Here is a 17,045-nt window from a genome sequence, read left to right as displayed (position 1 = left end):
TCAGTCGACCCGGATCTCGGAGACGGGCTCGACGAGGACCGGCTTGCGGTGCAGGATCGCCGTGGTCCTGCGCTTGGACTCGATGTCGCGGTAAACGGCCTCGACCTGCGACGGGGTGATCCCGACCACCGGAGCCACCTCCTCGGCGGCGACGCCGTGATTGTAGGCCCAGAGGCAAAGGTCCATGCGATCGTACGGCAGGGAGAAGTAGAACTCCTCCTGGGTCTGCGGGAGCGAGTAGGTATCCGTCGTGGGAGTGCGCCCGAGGATCTCGTCGGGGACCCCGACCGCCGCGGCCATCGCGTAGACCTGGGTCTTGTAGAGGTGGGCGATCGGCTTGAAGTCGGCCAGACCGTCGCCCCCTTTCACGAAGAAGCCCTGGTCGTATTCGAGCCGGTTCGGCGTTCCGGCGACGGCGAAGTGAAGGCGCTCGCCGTGGAAGTACTCGGTCAGCTTCCGGGTCCGCTGCTTCATGTTCGTGGAGGCCACGATCGTGAGGTAGACGTCGAGGGGGGCCCTCGCCCGGAGGATCTCGCCGTCGGGGCGCTGGACCACGATGCTGAAGACGTTCAGGCGCGGACGATCCGACACCTGGGGAAGCACGATCTTCGACTTCCAGCCGGGACCGTAGTCGGGGAAGACCGTCCGGATCGCCTCGTCGCGCTGGCGGTAGCACCCCATCGCATCGAGGGCCGGACCGATGTTCACGACCTGGGCGGGGATCCCGAACTTCGCCGCGAGCGCCCGGCCGAGCCGGAGGCTGTCGTCCGAAGAGTCGTTCTCGGGAAGGAACAGTCCGAACACGCGCTCGGGCCCCAGCGCCCGGGCGCACAGGGCGGCGACGAGCGAGCTGTCGATCCCCCCCGAGATGGCGACGACGGCCCCCTTGCGCTTGAGGTCCTCCGTGACGATGCGTCGGATCCCTTCCTCGATCCGACGCGCCTGCGCGGGATAGTCGAGATCGAGGACGTGTTTCGAAAACATCGGACCTCCGGGGGTGCGATCGGGTCGGCCCGACCGCGGGCGGGGTGAATCATAGGGACCGGCGGAGGCGAGCGTCAAACGGACGGGTCCGTAGATCGTGGATTTCCAGCGATTCGGAGATATACATTCGGGTCCGTCCGCTCCGTTGCGAGGGGTGATTCTTGGCGGTCCACCTGCTCGACGATTTCCTGCGCGAATCCGCGCAGCGGGTCCCCGGATCCGTCGCGCTGATTCACGGCGAAGAGAGGACCTCCTACGGGGATCTCGACCGGGCGTCCGACCGCGTGGCCGGAGCGCTCGCGTCCCAGGGGATCCGGCGGGGGGACCGCGTCGGCCTGCTCGACGACAACGGACTCGATTACGTCGAGGGTTATTACGCGGTCCTCAAGGCGGGGGCGGTGGCCGTTCCGCTCAACACGCAGGCCGACCCGCGCACGATTCAGGGCCTGCTCGCCGACTGCGGAGCGAGGGCCGTGATCGCCGGTCGCCGTCACGCTCCCCTGATCCTCCCGGGGCTGAACGGGCTCGGGGCCATGGAGTTCGCCGTTCTGCCCGACGGCGACGTCGAGAGTGCGCCTGCCGGGCCGGTCCGTCTCGTCCGCATTTCCGACGCACGCGCGTTCGGCGGACCCGCCCCGTCCCTGCGCCGCATCGACCTGGATCGGGCATCGATCATTTACACGTCCGGAAGCACCGGGAGGCCCAAGGGGGCCGTGCTCTCCCACCTGAACCTCGTCGCCAACACGCGGAGCATCGTGCAGTACCTGGAGCTGACATCCGCCGACCGCGTTCTCGCCGTCCTACCCTTCTACTACGTCTACGGAAAGTCCCTCCTGAACACGCACGTGGCGGCGGGCGGAAGTGTCGTGATCGAGAACCGCTTCCTCTTCCCCCAGGTGGCCGTCGACACGCTCCAGCGGGAGGCGTGCACCGGCTTCGCGGGGGTACCGTCCACGTTCGCGATCCTGCTCGACAAGACCAACGTCGCGAAGCGAGACCTGCCTGCGTTGCGCTACGTGACTCAGGCAGGCGGGGCCATGGCCCCGGCGATCATCCGTCGCGTCATGGAAGCCCTCCCTCGAACGCGCGTCTTCATCATGTACGGAGCCACCGAGGCGGGCGCCCGGCTGTCCTACCTGCCCCCCGACGAGCTGCCGAGCCGCGTCGGATCCATCGGCAGGGCCATCCCGAACGTCGAATTGCTGGTGCTTCGCGACGACGGCTCGACGTGCGAGCCCGGGGAGGTCGGCGAAATCGTCGCGAGAGGCTCGAACATCATGGAAGGCTACTGGAACGACCCCGCCGAGACCGCCGCCGTGCTCGACCGACACGGTTACCACACCGGCGATCTCGGGGTCGCCGACGAGGAGGGCTACCTCCGGGTCGTCGGTCGAAAACGCGAGATGATCAAGAGCGGCGCTCACCGTATCTCCCCGAAGGAGATCGAGGAAGCCATCCTGGAGCACGCGTCCGTCCTCGAGGCCGCGGTGATCGGGATCCCGGACGCGATGCTCGGGGAGGCGATCCGTGCCTACGTGGTCCCCCGCGAAGGCTGCACGCTGTCGATCGACGCCATCGCGGCGCACTGCAGGGAGCGACTTGCCGGCTACAAGGTCCCGCGGGAGTTCGTGAAGCGGGGAACCCTGCCGAAGAACCCCTCGGGGAAGGTGATGAAGGACCGGCTTCACCACGACGCCCCGACTCCGGGCTCCGACGCGCGGGAATGAGGCCGGCCCCACCCGAAAGCTGGCGACCGCGTGCGATCATGACGCCTGGACCGAGGAGAACCCATCGATGAACGAGGCAGGAAACGGTGGAGGGAACCGCAAGCTGCGGTTCGGGCTCGTGGGGTGCGGGCGGATCGGTTCCCGTCACGCCGAGCAGATCGCCAAGAACCCCAGGGCGGAGTTGACCGTCGCGTGCGATGTCGAGGGCGACCGGGCGCGCGCCGTCGCCGAGCGCTTCGGCGGGCGGGCGACGGAGCGATTCGAGGACGCGCTCGGGCCGGAAGTCGACATCGTTTCGGTTTGCACGCCCAGCGGACTCCACGCGGCGATGTCGATCGCCGCGCTGGGCGGTGGGAAACACGTCCTTTGCGAAAAGCCGATGACGATGTCCGTCGCGGACGCCGAGGCGGTCGTCGAGGCCGAGCGGCGGAGCGGCAAGCGGTTCCTCCTGGTCAAGCAGAATCGCTACAATCCGCCCATTCGCTTCCTGAAAGACCTCGCTTGGCACAAGCGGCTGGGGCAGATCACCCTCATCAACTGCAACGTCATCTGGAACCGCAGGAAGTCCTATTACGACGAGTCGCCGTGGCGAGGAACCATGCACCTCGACGGCGGCGCCCTGATGACGCAGTGCTCCCACTTCCTCGACCTGATGATCTGGATCGGCGGGGCGGTGCACAGCGTTTCGGCCATCATGGCCAACCTCACCCACCCCTACGTGGAGACGGAGGACGCCGGCTTCGTCACGTTGCGGTTCCGAAGCGGCGCGCTCGGCTCGCTCCAGTACACCACCAACGCCTACGAGAAGAACATCGAGGGAAGCATGACGATCCTCGGAACCGAGGGGAGCGTCAAGGTCGGCGGCGAATATCTCAACACCCTCGAGTTCTGCAACGTCAGGGACCTCGAGTCCCCGACGCTGGAACCCGGCAACCCGGCGAACGACTACGGATCGTACAAGGGCTCGATGTCGAATCACGACAAGGTGATCGAAAACGCGGTCGAGGTGCTCCTCGACGCGAAGGAGATCGCGGTCAACAGCGTCCAGGGGCTGGAGTCGATCGAAGCCCTGCAAGCCGCCTACGTCTCCGCGATCGAACGGCGCGAGGTGAAGCTCCCGCTGTCGGGAGCCGACCGGGCCTTCCGGCTCGACCGGCAGCCGCCGTTGAGCGGGGCGAAGAGGAGACTCTAGCGGCGCCACGCCGACCGCACGGGCTCATGCGAGATCCCGACCGCCCCGACCACCCATCGGCGCGACTCCGGCGAAGCGCATCCACGCCGTCGTCACGTCGAGACCCTCCTCGTACGTGAGCGGCGGCCGCCATCCGAGCGTCTGCGCGAGCCGGGCCGGGCTGTGAAAATGCTGCCGAATCTGCACCTTGACGAATCGCTCGTCGAGCGGAGCCGAAGTGCCGCGCTTTTCCAGTTGGACCGGCCACCGCAGCCTCCTGCGCAACGACTCCTGGTTCTCGATGGAGAGTCTCCGAAACACGCCGAGGGCGAGACGGTTGGCGGCGGCGACCACGGGCAGACGGTTCATCGAGCGGCGGAACTCGTCCGAGGCAGCGACCCTGAGGTGCTCCCGGAGCCCGGCCCGTCGCTGTGGCGCGTTGATCCTGTCCAAGACCGCCTCGCGAGTCACCTCGACGAAGGTGGGGGCGACGTCCATCCGGACGCAAAGGTCCTCGAGGAGTTCACGCCACGGCACGGGACGGGTCTCGTTCACGAAGTAGCGCGCGCCGGCCCCGCGGCCCGATCGGATCGCAGCCAGGATCCCTTCGACCAGATTGTCGACATGGATGAGGTTGCTGGGATACCGACCTCCGTCGACGAGCGGGAGCGGACCCTGGACCAGTCGCTCGCAGAGGGAGCGGAGGAAGGGAGAGTAGGGGCCCGTGATGTTCCCGGGACACAGGATGTAGCTGGGTACGCCGCCGCGGTGGAGCCCGAGGACCAGGCGGTCCTGGGCGAGTTTGGTTTGGCCGTACTCGTTTCGTCCGGGGTCCGGCTCCGCGTCCTCGTCGACACTGGCCGCGGGGGGGGTCTCGCCGTAGATCAGGATGCTGCTCAGATGGATGAACTTCGAAGGTCGTACGTCCCGGAGTGCACGCACGAGGTTTCGGAAGCCCCGCGTCATGGCGTCGTGGTCGCCCATCGCGCAGTTCACGACGACCTCGCAGCCTTGAATCGCTTTCCGGATGCTGTCGGGCTTCATGAGATCCGCGACGCGGAGCTCGATCCCGAGCCGTGCGATTCGACCGGCCCTTCCGCTCCCGTGGATGACCGCCACGAACTCGTCCGATCCCTCGAAGAAGAGCCGCTCGCAGAGTGCGGAGCCCACGAACCCCGATGCGCCGAGTACGGCGATCCGCCGGCTCACGGGTGGCGTTCCTTGTTGAGGTGCCGGTACCAGGCCCAAGGCTCCTCGAGCTGGGTTCGGGCCGAGTAGAAGCGTTCGCACCACCGCACGCTCGCCGCGCCGGCTTCGCCGTCGACGGTAGGCGCAGCTCCGTCGCGGAGGACGCGGGCGAACTCGTTGAGCTGCTCCTGGAAGTAGTCGTCGGTCCCCGACGCCCCGAGGCTGTCGATGCGGAGCCGGACGCCCGGCAGATCACGTCGCGTCACGGTGAGTTGTCGCGTTTCGTTCGCGCCGAGTTCGACGATCGCCTGATCGCTCTCGAAGACGAAACGGTTCTTCAGGGCGATCGTCTTCGAGAAGAAGAACGAACCCCGAAGTCCGTCACCGTAGTCGAGTTCCGCTTTGCAGTTCGCCTCCACCCCCCCGTAGCTGTCGTCCGCGTAGGTGAACGACTTCGGCTCCCCGAACCAATACAACAGGCGATCGATCGCGTGCGTGCCGTTGATGACGAGGACGCCTCCGCCGGAGAGTTTCCTGTCCAAGTTGTAGTTCGACACCGGTGCCCAGCCTCCCGCGGTGCCGAACTCGACGTGGAATCGCCCGACGCGTCCGAAGAAGCGTTCGTCCAGGAGCCGCTTGAACAGTCGCGTCACCGGGTATTGGCGCGTCACGAACCCGACGGAAATGAAGGTCGATCGCCTTCTGGCGAGCTCGCACAACGCCTGCGCCTCGGCGTAGGACGTCGTCATGGGCTTCTCGATCAAGACGGGAAGGCCGTTCTCGAGCACCAGGCGCGCGACGTCGCCATGGGCGTGATTCGGGGTGGCGACGAGCACGCCGTCCACCTTCGAGAGGACACGAGCGACGTCGTCGCAGACCTCCGCGGAACACGCGTACTTGCGCCGGAGCAGTTCCGCCCGGGCGAGGTCGTTGTCGACCAGCGCCGTCACCTCGATGAGCGGCGATCGAAGGGCCGCGGGCAGATGGCCCTGGTCGGTGATCGCGCCGCAGCCGACGATGGCGAGCTTGATGGGAACCATGCACCCCGGGGGAAGGGCGTCGAGCGTCGCCTTGCCCCGCGTGAGTCTACGAATTCGACCGCCGCGAGGTCAACTCACGGCTCGCCACCGCGTCGAGAATCGTCGCGAGACGCCGCGTGAGCGCGCGGCGCTCATAGGCTCCCACGGCATCGTCCTTGGGATGAGGTGACGCAGCCGGGTCGGTCAGAAACGATTCGAGCACCCGCGTCACCTCATCCTGCCGTCCGGGCGGAATCGCAACGCCGCAAGCGGTTTCTTCCACCACCCTGCGGGTGGCGGCGGACGTCGTGACGGCGAGCACCGGGCGACGCGCGTAGAGGTACTCGTAGAGCTTCGACGACACCTGCGTCGGAGTATCCGGCGAGTTCTGAACCAGGAAAAGGACGGAAGCGTCGAGCATCGCCTTCACGCAGACGGCGTGGGGCTGGTGATCGAGGACCTCGATGCGGTCCCGCAGGGGGGACTCCTGGAACAGCCGGCCGTACGGCCCGGTTCGTAGGATCGGCCCCCCGCCGATGAATCGCAGGATCAGCCGATCCCTCAGCGCCGGATGACGTGCGACCACCGTCTCCAGGCCGCGAAGGACCTCGCTCGGATCGCCCAGGCCGTGATAGACGTCCCCGACGTGGAGCACCACCTTCCGGCCGTCGTCCCTACGCGGGGCGGACTCCCGCGCCGGGAAATCCGAACTATCGAACCCGTTGGGAATCGCCACGAACCGGTCGGGCGGCAGGCCCGTATGGCGGGCACGCACCATCTCGGCCATGGCCTCGGTGTTGAGCACGACCGCTCCCGCCAACCGGAAGACCAGCCGCTCGAGGGTGCGAACCGCGAAACGTCGCACGGGCCGACGCGTCAGGTGGAACAGGTCGGCCCACGGATCCCGAAGGTCGACGACGAGGGGGACGCCCGATGCCCGGGCGGCGAGATACGCCGCGAGTTGCGCGGAGTGCGGTGGCGTGGAGCAGAAGATGGCGTCGAAGGACCGGCTCCGACACGCCCGTGCGCTCCACCAAGCCGCTGCAGGCACCCATCCGACGTGTGCGTCGGGGAACTCGACGAGGTCCCGCAACGCGCCGTAGGCGCGAGCGAGCCCACGCCGGACCGCCGAACGTCCACCGACATCCGGAGGATCGGACCGCCCCAGGGCCGCCGGATCGGGTGGACTCGCCGGTCCTCGGACCCATCGCAACGCGCGCTGCTCGAGTCGCCTCCAGTACCACCCTGTGGCGCCGTGCACCTTCAAGTCGCGCGGTAGCTGCGCGAGCAGCGTGTCGTCACGCCGCTGGTTGAGCGGGTTGCGGACGGTGACCACCTCGGGTGTCCAGCCGAACTCCGGGAGGTAGCGGACGAACTTGGAGATCCGCAACGAGCCCGCCCCCGTCTGGGGGGGGAAGCGGTAGGCGACGACGAGCACGCGCTTCACTTCGACCTCCGCCGCCAGAAGGAGCGGGTCGACGCGCTCAGCATCGCGCGTGCGGTACGACCGAATCCGGCGAGTTGTCGCCGTTCCCTGTCGTCGAACCACCCGCCCGCCACGGCGGCCACCGGAAATACCGCGAACATCGTCGTCTTGAGCACGACGTCCAACCACGGCCGCCCGGTGTCCGGAAGGACGCTGATCGCCGCGACGATCGCCGCGAGCGCCGCGAAACCGAGGATCCTCCGGACCTCAAAGGGAATCGAGAAGACGCGCTGGGAGACGACTACGGTGACGACGAGTTGCACCGCGTAGGCGATCAGAGTCGTCCACGCGGCCCCGATCATCCCCCACCGGGGCACACAGTAGAAGTTCAGCCCGACGTTGATCGCAGCGGCGAAGGTCACGATGATCGCCACGAGCGAAGTACGCTGCCGGATCAGCACGCCCGCGGTTGCGACGTTCGTCAGCGCAAGGAAGTACTGCGAAAGCGCCACGATGCCGATCACGGTGTGTGCTTCGCGGAACTGCGGTCCGGTCATGAGCAACGTCAATTCTCGCGCAAAGACGTGAAGGCCCAGCGACGCCAAGCCGAGACCGACGACGTAGTAGGTGGCCACTCGGGCAAAGAGAGGTCCGGCGTCCTCCTGCTTCTGGTTTGCGAATATGAACGGCGACCAGACGAGCTGGAACGCCATGGCCACGAAGGTGATGGTCTGCCCGAAGCGATAACCGACCGAATACAGCCCCAACTCGTTGAGCGAAGCGTACGCCTTCAGGAAGTACCGATCACTCAACGTCAGGGCGAACGTCGAAAGTCCGGCGGGGATGAGCGGTATTCCGAACCGCAGCAGTCCGCGAAGGAGCGCGTCCCGCCAAACGACGCGGTAGTCCCGCAGCACCGAGCGGGCGAGGAACGCCGCGATGGCGAGGGTCGCCCAGAACTGCGCCCAGACGATCCCGGCCGGGCCCATCTTCAAGGACACGACAAAGACGAACGTGAGGCCGATGTCGAGGAGCGTCTGCGCGAGATTGGCCAAGGCGTACCGAAACGACTCCTGCCGCGCGCGCATGACGCAGTAAGGGAGCTTGAGGAGCAGCTCCAGGTAGGTCGTGACCGTCACCAACGCCACGAGCCCGCCCCATTGCGAGCTCCCGGTCAACAACTCCGCCGAGACGTTACGGGCCAGGACGAGTCCCGCGCAGGGCAGGGCCATCGCGCCCATGATCGCGAGGGCCGCGGTCAGTACCGCGTTGCGGTGCGTCGGCTCGTCGGAATCCAGGTAGAACCTGAAGATGCCCGTGCTCAAACCCACGCTGATCAGCACGAAGAGGACCGCGGAATAGGCGGCAAGCAGCGAAAGGACACCGTAGTCCTGCGGAGTCAGGACACGGGTGTACAGCGGCAGGAGCAGGAAACCGACGAGTTTCCCGAGAATCTGACCCACACCGTAGGTGAGAAAGTGCCCGAGCAACTCTCGAATTCGACCTGACAAGGATTAGGCTCCACCGTAAGCCGATGCCCGCGACAACTTACCCTATCACCTATGCTTAGTGCGCCAGGACCGAGCGGTGGGGTCGGTCCGTGAGCTGGCCTTTGTCTTGCATCGCCAAGCGTCTGTCGCCCCGGCCGCCGACGGCCTTCGGGCGGCCCCGGTCCAACCCGGCGATGGTTCGGCCGGTCGTCGGGGTTCGATCCGGTGTCCGAGGCTTCGAAATCGTAATCCGTGGGTGATGGAGCAACCGTGAGACGTCGAGGCGCGGAGTTCGCGGGATGGATGTTGGCGTTGGTCGTGGCCTCGCCGGTCGCTGCCCAGCGGATCGACTGCACCGAGGCGGCCTATGAGAGGGCGATCGCCGACGCCAATGCCGCCGGCGGCAATACGACGATCACCTTCAATTGCGCCCCGGGGACCATCATCCCCATCACTCCGGGACGCTACGGCTACCGCGTGATCACAGCCTCCAACGTCGTGATCGACGGCGAGAACAAGGTGAGCCTGGACATGACGCCCCCGTGGTGGGACGCGATCACGAACCTCTGCGGCGGTGCGAACTGCGACCCCGACGGGGACAACCTGCCGAACGCGTGCCCCGACACCAACGATGGGACCACGTCGATGTGGGTGCTTCAGATCCGGGGGAGCGGTTCGAAACTCAAGAACATCACGTATCGCTACTTCATGGAAGGCGTGCGTATGGAGGCGAGCGGCGCCGAGCTGGACGGCGTCACCGGCGTGATGCCGGGCGACGAGGTCCTCTCGAACCCGGGAGGCTCGAACGTCGTCATACGCAACTCCACATTCCTCAATGCCTGCGACAAGAACATCCAGGCCTATGGCAACGAGCCCCTGGGCGGGACGAACTGGGACATGCAGATCTACGACACGACGATCTCCAATTCGTCCTCGCACATCCGGATGTCGGGAAGCAGCGCCCGAGGCCGGTTCCTCCTCGAGCGCGTCACGTTCAACGCGGCCGATCCCCCGTCATCGTTGTTCACAGCGCGAGGTCCGTACATCGGTGACGAAGGGGGAACCGAGCCGATCGCGCTCTACATGAAGGACAGCACCGTGACCGGAACGACGCGCGGACTTCGCATCACGGGGGCGGCGCACTACATCTCGCTGGGCGGCAACACGTTCTCCGGGAATTCACTGCGCGGACTGCAATGTTCCGGTTCGTCGCGATGCCTCGTACAGAACGACACGTTCACGGGCAACGGCGGCGGCTCCACGGGGGGAGACCCCATTCCCGGCTACGGCGGGATCGCGGTCGGGCAGAGCGCGGTGGTGGACGCCGGAGGTGGCTCCCAGACGCTCGACGGCGCGATCCGCTCCTCCTCGGGCAACAACACGCTCACCGGGAATCGCTCGTCGTCGGATACGACGCTCGATTTTCACAACCTCACCACGGTGGCGATGCAGGCCCAGAACAACTGGTGGGGCGACGTCGATCCTTCGAACCAGGTCACGGGGCCCGTGACCTACTCACCCTTCCTGTCGAGCCCCCCGGGGAGCGGCGGGGGCACCGCCCCCACCGACGTCGAGAACGTGCGCCGAACCGATCGGCGGTGACGCCGCGTTCGTGGGGAGCTCCGCGAGGAACTTCAACAGGTGCGCGGCGACCCATTGGCGCCCCACTTCGTTCAGGTGGCGCCCGTCATGGGAGTAACCCGCGATCAACGCCGGGTAGCTGGTCCCGTCCCGGGTGAAACTCCGACGGCTCCCGTCCGGGTAGGTGGACTCCACGCTCGCCAAATCGAAGATCGGCTCTTTCCCGACATACTCCGCGCGAAGCATGTCGTTGAATCGGCTACGGATCACGTTCTCGCGGACCCCGGCGAGCGGCCGCCGCAGGATCCGCTTGGCCCATGCCTTCGGCCCTGCCTCCACCGTGGTCAGCGGGACCGTCACATGCGCCAGGTTCGTTCCCGGATGCCGCTGACGCAGGCCGGCCATCGTCGCCTTGTAGTCGTTGAAGAGCTTCGCCAGGTCGGTGTCCGGAGTGAAGTCGACGTAGCAGAATTTAAAGAATGCGATGTCCGCACGGCCGCCGAGGCCGGAATCGAGAGCCTTCTCGAAGGCCTCGATCTTGACCCACGGCTGCTTGTTGACCCCGCTCTTCGAGTGGGCGAAACAGGCCGCGCCTAGCGCCTCGGGATCCCCGGTCTCGATGATTCGAATGCCGAGGGTCGGGTCGCGGTCGAGAAGATCCTCGATGCCCTTGACGATGTCGTACCCCACGGATTGGTGGCCGAAGTAGACCTTCTTGGCGGCCAGACTCGACTTGGCTTCCGCGGAAAGCCCCGCGAGCAACGCCTCCGACCGTCCCGGTGCCATGGTCTCCTTGCCTCCGCAGCCCACCAGCGCACTTGCCGTAAAGAGAAGGCCCACTCCCACCCTTCCACGCACGTCGTTACCTCCCTGGACCGCAATCCGTATCTGCGTGCGCTTATGTTACCGTCCGATGTCCGGACGTGCACCCGGTATCCCCGTTACGCCTTGGCCGGGTCGCCGGGCGACCGGTCGCCCGCGCCGAGGGAATCCGTGACGATGGAGCCGCTCAGCATCCTGCTCGTGTCGGGTTACCTCGGTTCGGGGGGAGGCGCGGAGCGACAGATCACCGAGCTCGCGAGGCACCTTGACCCGCGTCGTTTCAGAACCGCCGTGGTCTCGCTGGTGCCGGATCGCGCGCTGTCCCGACACGGCGGCGCCCACTACCAGCGACTCCGGGAGGCGGGCATCGAGGTCCTGACCCTCCGGCGAACGCTCCGGCTCGGGCCGGGGCAGCTGATCGGGCTCGCGAGGTTGCTTCGGTCCCGGCGGCCCGACGTGGTTCACTCGTTCCTGTTCTCCGAGAACTGGCGCACCCGACTCGCCGCGATCGCGGCCCCGGGTGTGCGTGTCATCAGCTCCGAGCGGAGCGTCAATGTCTGGAAACGGTCCCATCACCATGCGCTCGAGCGGCTGTTGGCCAGGGTGAGCGTTCGCATCGTCGCCAATGCGGACGCGATTCGTCGCTTCCTCATCGAGGAGAGCGGCCTGCCGCCGTCGAAGATCGTCGTCATCCCGAACGGCGTCGACACGACTCGGTTCAAGCCCCTCGCCGATCGGGAGCGGAGGCGCGCGGAGCGAGGCTGGCCCCCCGACGCATTCGTCGTCGGACACACGGGAACGATGGTGCCGCACAAGGGCCAGTCCGAAGTGCTTCGGGCCTGCGCGACCGCGGCGAGCCGGGTACCGGGGCTCCGCGTGGTCCTGCTGGGTGACGGGCCGGACCGCGGCGGCCTCGCGGAGCTGGCGCGCACGCTGGGACTCGAAGGACGCGTGGAGATGCCGGGTTTCGTCGGCGACGTCGAGGCGGTCCTCCCCTGCCTCGACGTCTACGTACATTTCTCCCGGGAGCGCGAAGGCTGCTCGAACGCCGTGCTCGAGGCGATGGCCTGCGGCCTGCCCGTCGTCGCGACGGACGTGGGCGGTAATCGCGAGCTTGTGGAGGACGGCCGGACCGGGTGCCTCGTCGGCGAGGAAGACGTGGCTGGCGTCGCTTCCGCCATCGTCCGATTGGGACTCGATGCCGCGCGCAGGCAGGAGCTCGGTAGCGCCGCCGCCCGGGCCGTGGCGGATCGTTTCAGCATCCCGCGGATGGTCGGGGCCACTGCGGCGCTGTACGAGTCCGTTTGTTCCGGGGAGTCTGGGGAGACCCATCGGTAGCGTCGGGCCGCCGGCGACCGCGTGGGAGGAGAGGCACGATGCCGCGCTGGTTCTACTGGGTCTGCGCGCTCGCGATGGCCGTCGCGTGGCTCCTCCCCTATCCGCCGGTCAAGTTCGCGATCTTCGCGATGTTCGGCTTGATCTTCGTCTCGTTCTACCGAACGGCGCCCGAGCGGACTCTCTTTGTGTTCCTGCTGGGGATGCCCGTACTGGACCTGATCCCCGCGACCATGTTCCCGCTTCCCGGTCTGAACGCGGAGACGATCGTGATCGGCGCGCTCTTCGCGGCCGGGGTGACGAGCCAGCGCCAGCAGGAGCAACCCGCGCCCGAGAACCCGTTCACGTTGCCCGTCGCCTACTACGCGATCGTCATGGCCGTTTCTGGCGTGCGCAGCTACCTGTCCGGCGTGGGCGAGGCCGCCGAGTTGTTGGCCTCCGTCAAGAACCAGATCTTCTTCGTATTCCTGGCGCCGATCGCCTTCCGCCTCATCCACACGGAAAAGCACTTGCGCACGGCGCTGAACCTGATCGCGCTGACGTGCACGCTCGTTTCCTTGCATGCGCTCTGGCTGACCCGGGACACACTGCTTCGGGGCCTGATGCTCGAACGGAATCGCGCCGTCGGACTCGTCGCGGGGCAATCGAATCTGTTCGGCGGCTTTTTGGCGATGATGATCCTGATCTTCGTTGCCGTCCTGCTCGGCCGGGACCTGAAGTTCCGCGTGCGCCTCGGATACATGGCCCTGGTCGCCGCGATGGGTGGGGCGTTGTTGATGACCCTCTCGCGCGGTTCGTGGCTGGCGTTGCTCCTGGGGCTGAGCGCGCTGGCCCTGCTGCGCGGCGCCCGGGCGGTTGCGTTTGTCCTTGCGGTTGCGCTCACCGCTCCGTTGTGGCTTCCGGAGAAGGTCGTCGAGCGCGTCCAGCACACGTTCCAAGGCCGGCAGAGTACCGACGATCAGTTGCTCGAGGATTCGGCGCAGGTGCGCCTGGATCAATGGAAGGCCCTGCCGACGATCGTGGCCGAGGCCCCGATTTTCGGTCACGGCTTCCAGTCGTTCAGACACCGGTGGGCCCGGTACGCAGCGGATGGCGAGCCCAAGGCGGCCCACAGCATGTGGGTCGAGTTCCTGGCGGAGGAAGGCCTGGTGGGCATCGCGGCCTACCTTTGGTTGCTGGGCCTGCTCGGGTTCACCGCACTTCGCGTCTGGCTGGGACGCGATGGCGGCCTCGTGCGCGACGTCGCGTTGGGCCTGATGTGCGCGATCCTGTGCCTGGCGCTGCTGGACACGTCGGGGACGCGTTTCCGCAACCGCGAGGTGATGGCCTACATCTGGGTGCTGGGAGGCGCGCTGGCCCGCTTCGCCGTCGAGCGACGGCGAAAGCGGGGGGACGCGGGGACGTCGACCGCAGGGCCGACGCAACCCGATCGGCGACGGAAGCCCACCTGGACCCGGCCTCGGCGTCCACCGGACGGGTTGCAGAAATGTAGTTCTTACATCAGCATCGTGGCTTCCGGGAAGTCCTAGGGGAAGTATGACGGAGCCGTGGCTTCCACGATCGGGCGCGGTACTTGCACTACCGTCAGATGCGAGAGTCCGGTGCCGGGCCGACGACATCGTGGCCGGGGCCCCTCCGGGGGCCGCTCGCGGGCTCCGGGCTGGCGTGCGTTCCGACGAGACGTGTCGATGGAGTTCGACTCGCCCTTCGCGACCGTGGTAAAGGGGATCTGAACGATGAGACGCCTTCTCCTTCTACTGGCGACGCCGATGCTCGCGACCACCGTGATGGCCGCGACCTACTACGCGTCTCCCAACGGGAGCGGCACCACGTGTTCCGCCGCGGCGCCCTGCACGCTCTCCCAGTGCGTTGCGCGCATCGCCGCGAACGGAGATGTGTGTTCGGTCGGGGACGGCGTGTATACGAATCCCCCGCAGATCGAGGCGTCTCGGAACTGCGGGACGGGGGCGGGCGTCTGCGCGATCCGCGCCACCAATCGCCACGCCGCCCGGATCGACTTGACCGCGAATCCGGGCTCGACGCCGGTGTTCCTGATCACGGGCGACAACTGGGTGGTCGACGGCTTCAAGGTGCGCATGAACGCGAGCCGACGCTTCACGCACGCGACGAGCAATACCGGGGTCACTTTCCAGAACAACCGCGTCGAGGTGAAGCCAGGGGCCCAGGAGTATGCATTCATCGTTCAGACGGCGAGCAACGTCACCGTCAAGGGCAATTGGGCGCACCACTACCCCCATTGCATCAACGGGGGCGAAACCTACGCCGCCGGCCCTTGGGGCGACGGGGGAACCGCTCCGGCGTGCGGTACCCACTCCCGGTGCGACTTCGACACGACGAACTCCTCGGACATCTTCAACATCAGCGGGAACGGAACCGGCGCCGCCGACTCGAATCTCGTCTTCGAGGAGAACGACTTCGGCCACTGGCAGAATCCTGTTCGAATCCGCAACTTCACGAACGTGACGGTCCGTCGGAACAAGTGCACGAACGCCACGAACCACGGCTGCTGGGAGATGGACGACGTCCTGGGCGCCGTCATCGAGAACAACATCGCGGACATCGATACGGGCCCGGGTTGCAGCGACGAGATCCTCCAGTCGTCGCTCTTCGACAGCTACTGCTTCGAGGATGTCGTCATTCGCAACAATACCGTCGTCGGAAAGGGCCTCGGTTGGCAACAGCAATTGGCGGTCCTCGCTCCGAACCCCGGAGCGGACTCCCGATGCAACGACGGAATCGCTCCCGAGGTCGCCGACGACGGAACGGAATACGACTACTTTCGCGTCTACAACAACATCATCTACGACGGGAAGCCCAGTGGTTCCTATGGCGTGGGGCTGAGCACCTCGAACGCCGCGGCCGAGCCCAGCCCGTGCTGCCATTCCGACTACAATCTCATTCATCGGCCGTCCGGTGGCACCGTCGGCAGCGACGGCAGCACGAGATACCGCACGCTTGCCGAATGGCGCAGTCACGGGAAGGACCTGAACGGCACGGACGCCGCGCCGCAGTTCATGAATTACTCCGCATCGGACTTCAGGCCGCTCAACGTGTCCGCGCCGCAGGTCAACGCCGGCGTCAACAACGCCTCGTTCCCGTGCCCGGCGAACGATTACTTCGGCAACCCGCGATCGGACGGTCGCTGCGACATCGGCGCCATCGAGCTGCAGGGAGGGGGTACCTCCGATCCCTCACCAGGAACCGTCACCAACGTAAACCGCACCGACGTGAAGTGATCGTGCGATCGGAGGCGAATTCGCCGTACCCCCTCAGCGGTCGACGCGCCGACGGGAATCCGTCGAGTCCGTGACGGCCGGTGCCGGACTCCGGTAGGCAGGGAAGTAGGCGTCGCCGGGTTCCGCGGCGGCGCCGTAACGGGTCCGCCAGGCGCGGACCGCATCCGCGTAGGTTTCCGGGGACGTGACGATTCTCCAGGTCGAGAAGTTGCCTCGGAGCTTGGAGAATCCCGCCTTGAAACCGAAGAGGGAGTCGGTCCTTCCCCCCAATCCGCCGCCGAGGTGGAACCACCGATTGCCCCGGTCTTTCGCCCACTTCGTGGCGAAGTCCAGCATGAGGCGACTCGGGGCATCCTCCCGGAAGGCTTCGTCCGTCCCCGACAGGTGGAACTGGACGATGCCGCAGGTTTCGGTGAAGAGACCCGCCGCCGCGGCGTCGTCGCCCTTCTCGACCACGATGAGGCTCAGCGACGTGCCGAGGGCAACCCTGAGGTCCTGGAAGTAGCGATCCTCGAAATAGTAGTCGGGACTCGCTCCGACGCGGGCCATGGTCTCCCGGTAGATTCGCAGGAAGTCGTCGAACCGCGTCCATCCTTCGTCGACTCTCGCGACAAAGCCATCACCCACCAGCCGACGGAGGTTCGCACGGTCGCTCGGACGCGTCTGTCGCCGAATCTCCTCGTCGCTGAGCCGGAGGTCGATGTAGACCGTGGGCCCGTGCGTGACGAGCGTCCCGCAGGACTCGAGCGCCCAAGGGGGGGTCGGCAACAGCGGATGCATTCGGATGAACGCACAGCAGGCACCCAAGCTTTTCAACCCTTCGATCGCCGCGGTGATCGCCCGCGCGCCGGCTTCGCGGGACGACGCCGCTCCCGCCGAGACGATCGGCGGGCAGTAACCGTACGGCGACGTCGCGTCGAGGATCACACGCGACGATCCCGCGTCGAGCGGGAATCGCCTGAGGATCAGGGGCAGGAACACCTGCACGCCGTCGGCGTATCCCACGATCGCCACGGGGTCACCGCCCTGGCGGCGGGCCTCCAAC

Annotated in this window: 14 protein-coding genes; 6 read left to right on the top strand and 8 right to left on the bottom strand. The window is 66.8% G+C overall.

Annotated elements, in window-relative coordinates; translation table 11 throughout:
* The gene (nadE, locus tag VF139_07575; GenBank protein HEX6851254.1) at positions 1 to 984 is read right to left on the bottom strand and encodes an NAD(+) synthase; all 984 of its coding nucleotides are present in this window, start codon (positions 982 to 984) and stop codon (positions 1 to 3) included.
* Positions 985 to 1,145: 161 nt separating this feature from the next.
* Here nadE and VF139_07570 point away from each other — a divergent pair, with 161 nt between their 5' ends.
* Both VF139_07570 and VF139_07565 read left to right on the top strand, forming a co-directional pair.
* On the top strand, positions 1,146 to 2,711 hold the full coding sequence (locus VF139_07570) for a class I adenylate-forming enzyme family protein (GenBank protein HEX6851253.1): 1,566 nt from the start codon (positions 1,146 to 1,148) through the stop codon (positions 2,709 to 2,711).
* A gap of 67 nt (positions 2,712 to 2,778) precedes the next feature.
* Positions 2,779 to 3,903: a Gfo/Idh/MocA family oxidoreductase gene (locus VF139_07565; GenBank protein ID HEX6851252.1), complete on the top strand. Its 1,125-nt coding sequence runs from the start codon at positions 2,779 to 2,781 to the stop codon at positions 3,901 to 3,903.
* A 24-nt stretch (positions 3,904 to 3,927) separates the two neighbouring features.
* On the opposite strand, the gene VF139_07560 is transcribed toward VF139_07565, so the two are convergent.
* Genes VF139_07560 through VF139_07545 form a run of 4 tightly spaced genes read right to left on the bottom strand, consistent with a single transcriptional unit; the run spans position 3,928 to position 9,005 of the window.
* The gene (locus VF139_07560) at positions 3,928 to 5,091 is read right to left on the bottom strand and encodes an NAD(P)-dependent oxidoreductase (protein ID HEX6851251.1); all 1,164 of its coding nucleotides are present in this window, start codon (positions 5,089 to 5,091) and stop codon (positions 3,928 to 3,930) included.
* Positions 5,088 to 6,110 (bottom strand): Gfo/Idh/MocA family oxidoreductase, encoded by a 1,023-nt coding sequence (locus VF139_07555; GenBank protein HEX6851250.1) that lies wholly within the window; start codon positions 6,108 to 6,110, stop codon positions 5,088 to 5,090. Before VF139_07555 ends, VF139_07560 begins: the two co-directional genes overlap by 4 nt.
* Before the next feature lie 46 nt (positions 6,111 to 6,156).
* Positions 6,157 to 7,536, bottom strand: coding sequence for a glycosyltransferase (locus VF139_07550; GenBank protein HEX6851249.1), 1,380 nt, complete (start codon positions 7,534 to 7,536; stop codon positions 6,157 to 6,159).
* Complete coding sequence (locus VF139_07545) at positions 7,533 to 9,005, bottom strand: flippase (protein HEX6851248.1); 1,473 nt, start codon at positions 9,003 to 9,005, stop codon at positions 7,533 to 7,535. Before VF139_07545 ends, VF139_07550 begins: the two co-directional genes overlap by 4 nt.
* Positions 9,006 to 9,275: 270 nt before the next feature.
* Here VF139_07545 and VF139_07540 point away from each other — a divergent pair, with 270 nt between their 5' ends.
* Positions 9,276 to 10,607, top strand: coding sequence for a hypothetical protein (locus tag VF139_07540; GenBank protein ID HEX6851247.1), 1,332 nt, complete (start codon positions 9,276 to 9,278; stop codon positions 10,605 to 10,607).
* On the opposite strand, the gene VF139_07535 is transcribed toward VF139_07540, so the two are convergent.
* Positions 10,521 to 11,372, bottom strand: coding sequence for a hypothetical protein (locus tag VF139_07535; protein HEX6851246.1), 852 nt, complete (start codon positions 11,370 to 11,372; stop codon positions 10,521 to 10,523). The genes VF139_07540 and VF139_07535 overlap by 87 nt on opposite strands.
* A 213-nt stretch (positions 11,373 to 11,585) precedes the next feature.
* Between VF139_07535 and VF139_07530 the strand changes: the two genes are divergently transcribed.
* Positions 11,586 to 12,746 carry a glycosyltransferase gene (locus tag VF139_07530; GenBank protein ID HEX6851245.1) on the top strand — a complete coding sequence of 387 codons (1,161 nt, stop codon included), beginning with the start codon at positions 11,586 to 11,588 and terminating at the stop codon, positions 12,744 to 12,746.
* 38 nt (positions 12,747 to 12,784) lie between these two features.
* On the top strand, positions 12,785 to 14,272 hold the full coding sequence (locus tag VF139_07525) for an O-antigen ligase family protein (GenBank protein ID HEX6851244.1): 1,488 nt from the start codon (positions 12,785 to 12,787) through the stop codon (positions 14,270 to 14,272).
* 272 nt (positions 14,273 to 14,544) lie between these two features.
* On the opposite strand, the gene VF139_07520 is transcribed toward VF139_07525, so the two are convergent.
* A complete protein-coding gene (locus VF139_07520; protein HEX6851243.1) occupies positions 14,545 to 14,802 on the bottom strand; it encodes a hypothetical protein in 258 nt (85 codons plus the stop codon).
* On the opposite strand from VF139_07520, the gene VF139_07515 reads away from it, so the two are divergent.
* Positions 14,789 to 16,000, top strand: coding sequence for a choice-of-anchor Q domain-containing protein (locus tag VF139_07515; GenBank protein ID HEX6851242.1), 1,212 nt, complete (start codon positions 14,789 to 14,791; stop codon positions 15,998 to 16,000). The two genes, VF139_07520 and VF139_07515, sit on opposite strands and share 14 nt — an antisense overlap.
* A 33-nt stretch (positions 16,001 to 16,033) precedes the next feature.
* Here VF139_07515 and VF139_07510 read toward each other — a convergent pair.
* On the bottom strand, positions 16,034 to 17,045 hold a 1,012-nt coding region (locus VF139_07510), incomplete at its 5' end, for a GNAT family N-acetyltransferase (GenBank protein ID HEX6851241.1).

The sequence above is a fragment of the Candidatus Polarisedimenticolaceae bacterium genome, from assembly GCA_036376135.1.
Taxonomy (GTDB): domain Bacteria; phylum Acidobacteriota; class Polarisedimenticolia; order Polarisedimenticolales; family DASRJG01; genus DASVAW01.
The sequence above is the reverse complement of the archived record's forward strand: the minus strand, read 5'-3'. Positions and strand labels throughout refer to the sequence as shown.

Excerpts from the sequence above, each read along its gene's own strand:
- VF139_07535 (HEX6851246.1), bottom strand. The coding sequence starts at position 11,372 with ATGGCACCGGGACGGTCGGAGGCGTTGCTCGCGGGGCTTTCCGCGGAA.
- VF139_07525 (HEX6851244.1), top strand. The coding sequence starts at position 12,785 with ATGCCGCGCTGGTTCTACTGGGTCTGCGCGCTCGCGATGGCCGTCGCG.
- VF139_07565 (HEX6851252.1), top strand. The coding sequence starts at position 2,779 with ATGAACGAGGCAGGAAACGGTGGAGGGAACCGCAAGCTGCGGTTCGGG.
- VF139_07555 (HEX6851250.1), bottom strand. The coding sequence starts at position 6,110 with ATGGTTCCCATCAAGCTCGCCATCGTCGGCTGCGGCGCGATCACCGAC.
- VF139_07530 (HEX6851245.1), top strand. The coding sequence starts at position 11,586 with ATGGAGCCGCTCAGCATCCTGCTCGTGTCGGGTTACCTCGGTTCGGGG.
- nadE (HEX6851254.1), bottom strand. The coding sequence starts at position 984 with ATGTTTTCGAAACACGTCCTCGATCTCGACTATCCCGCGCAGGCGCGT.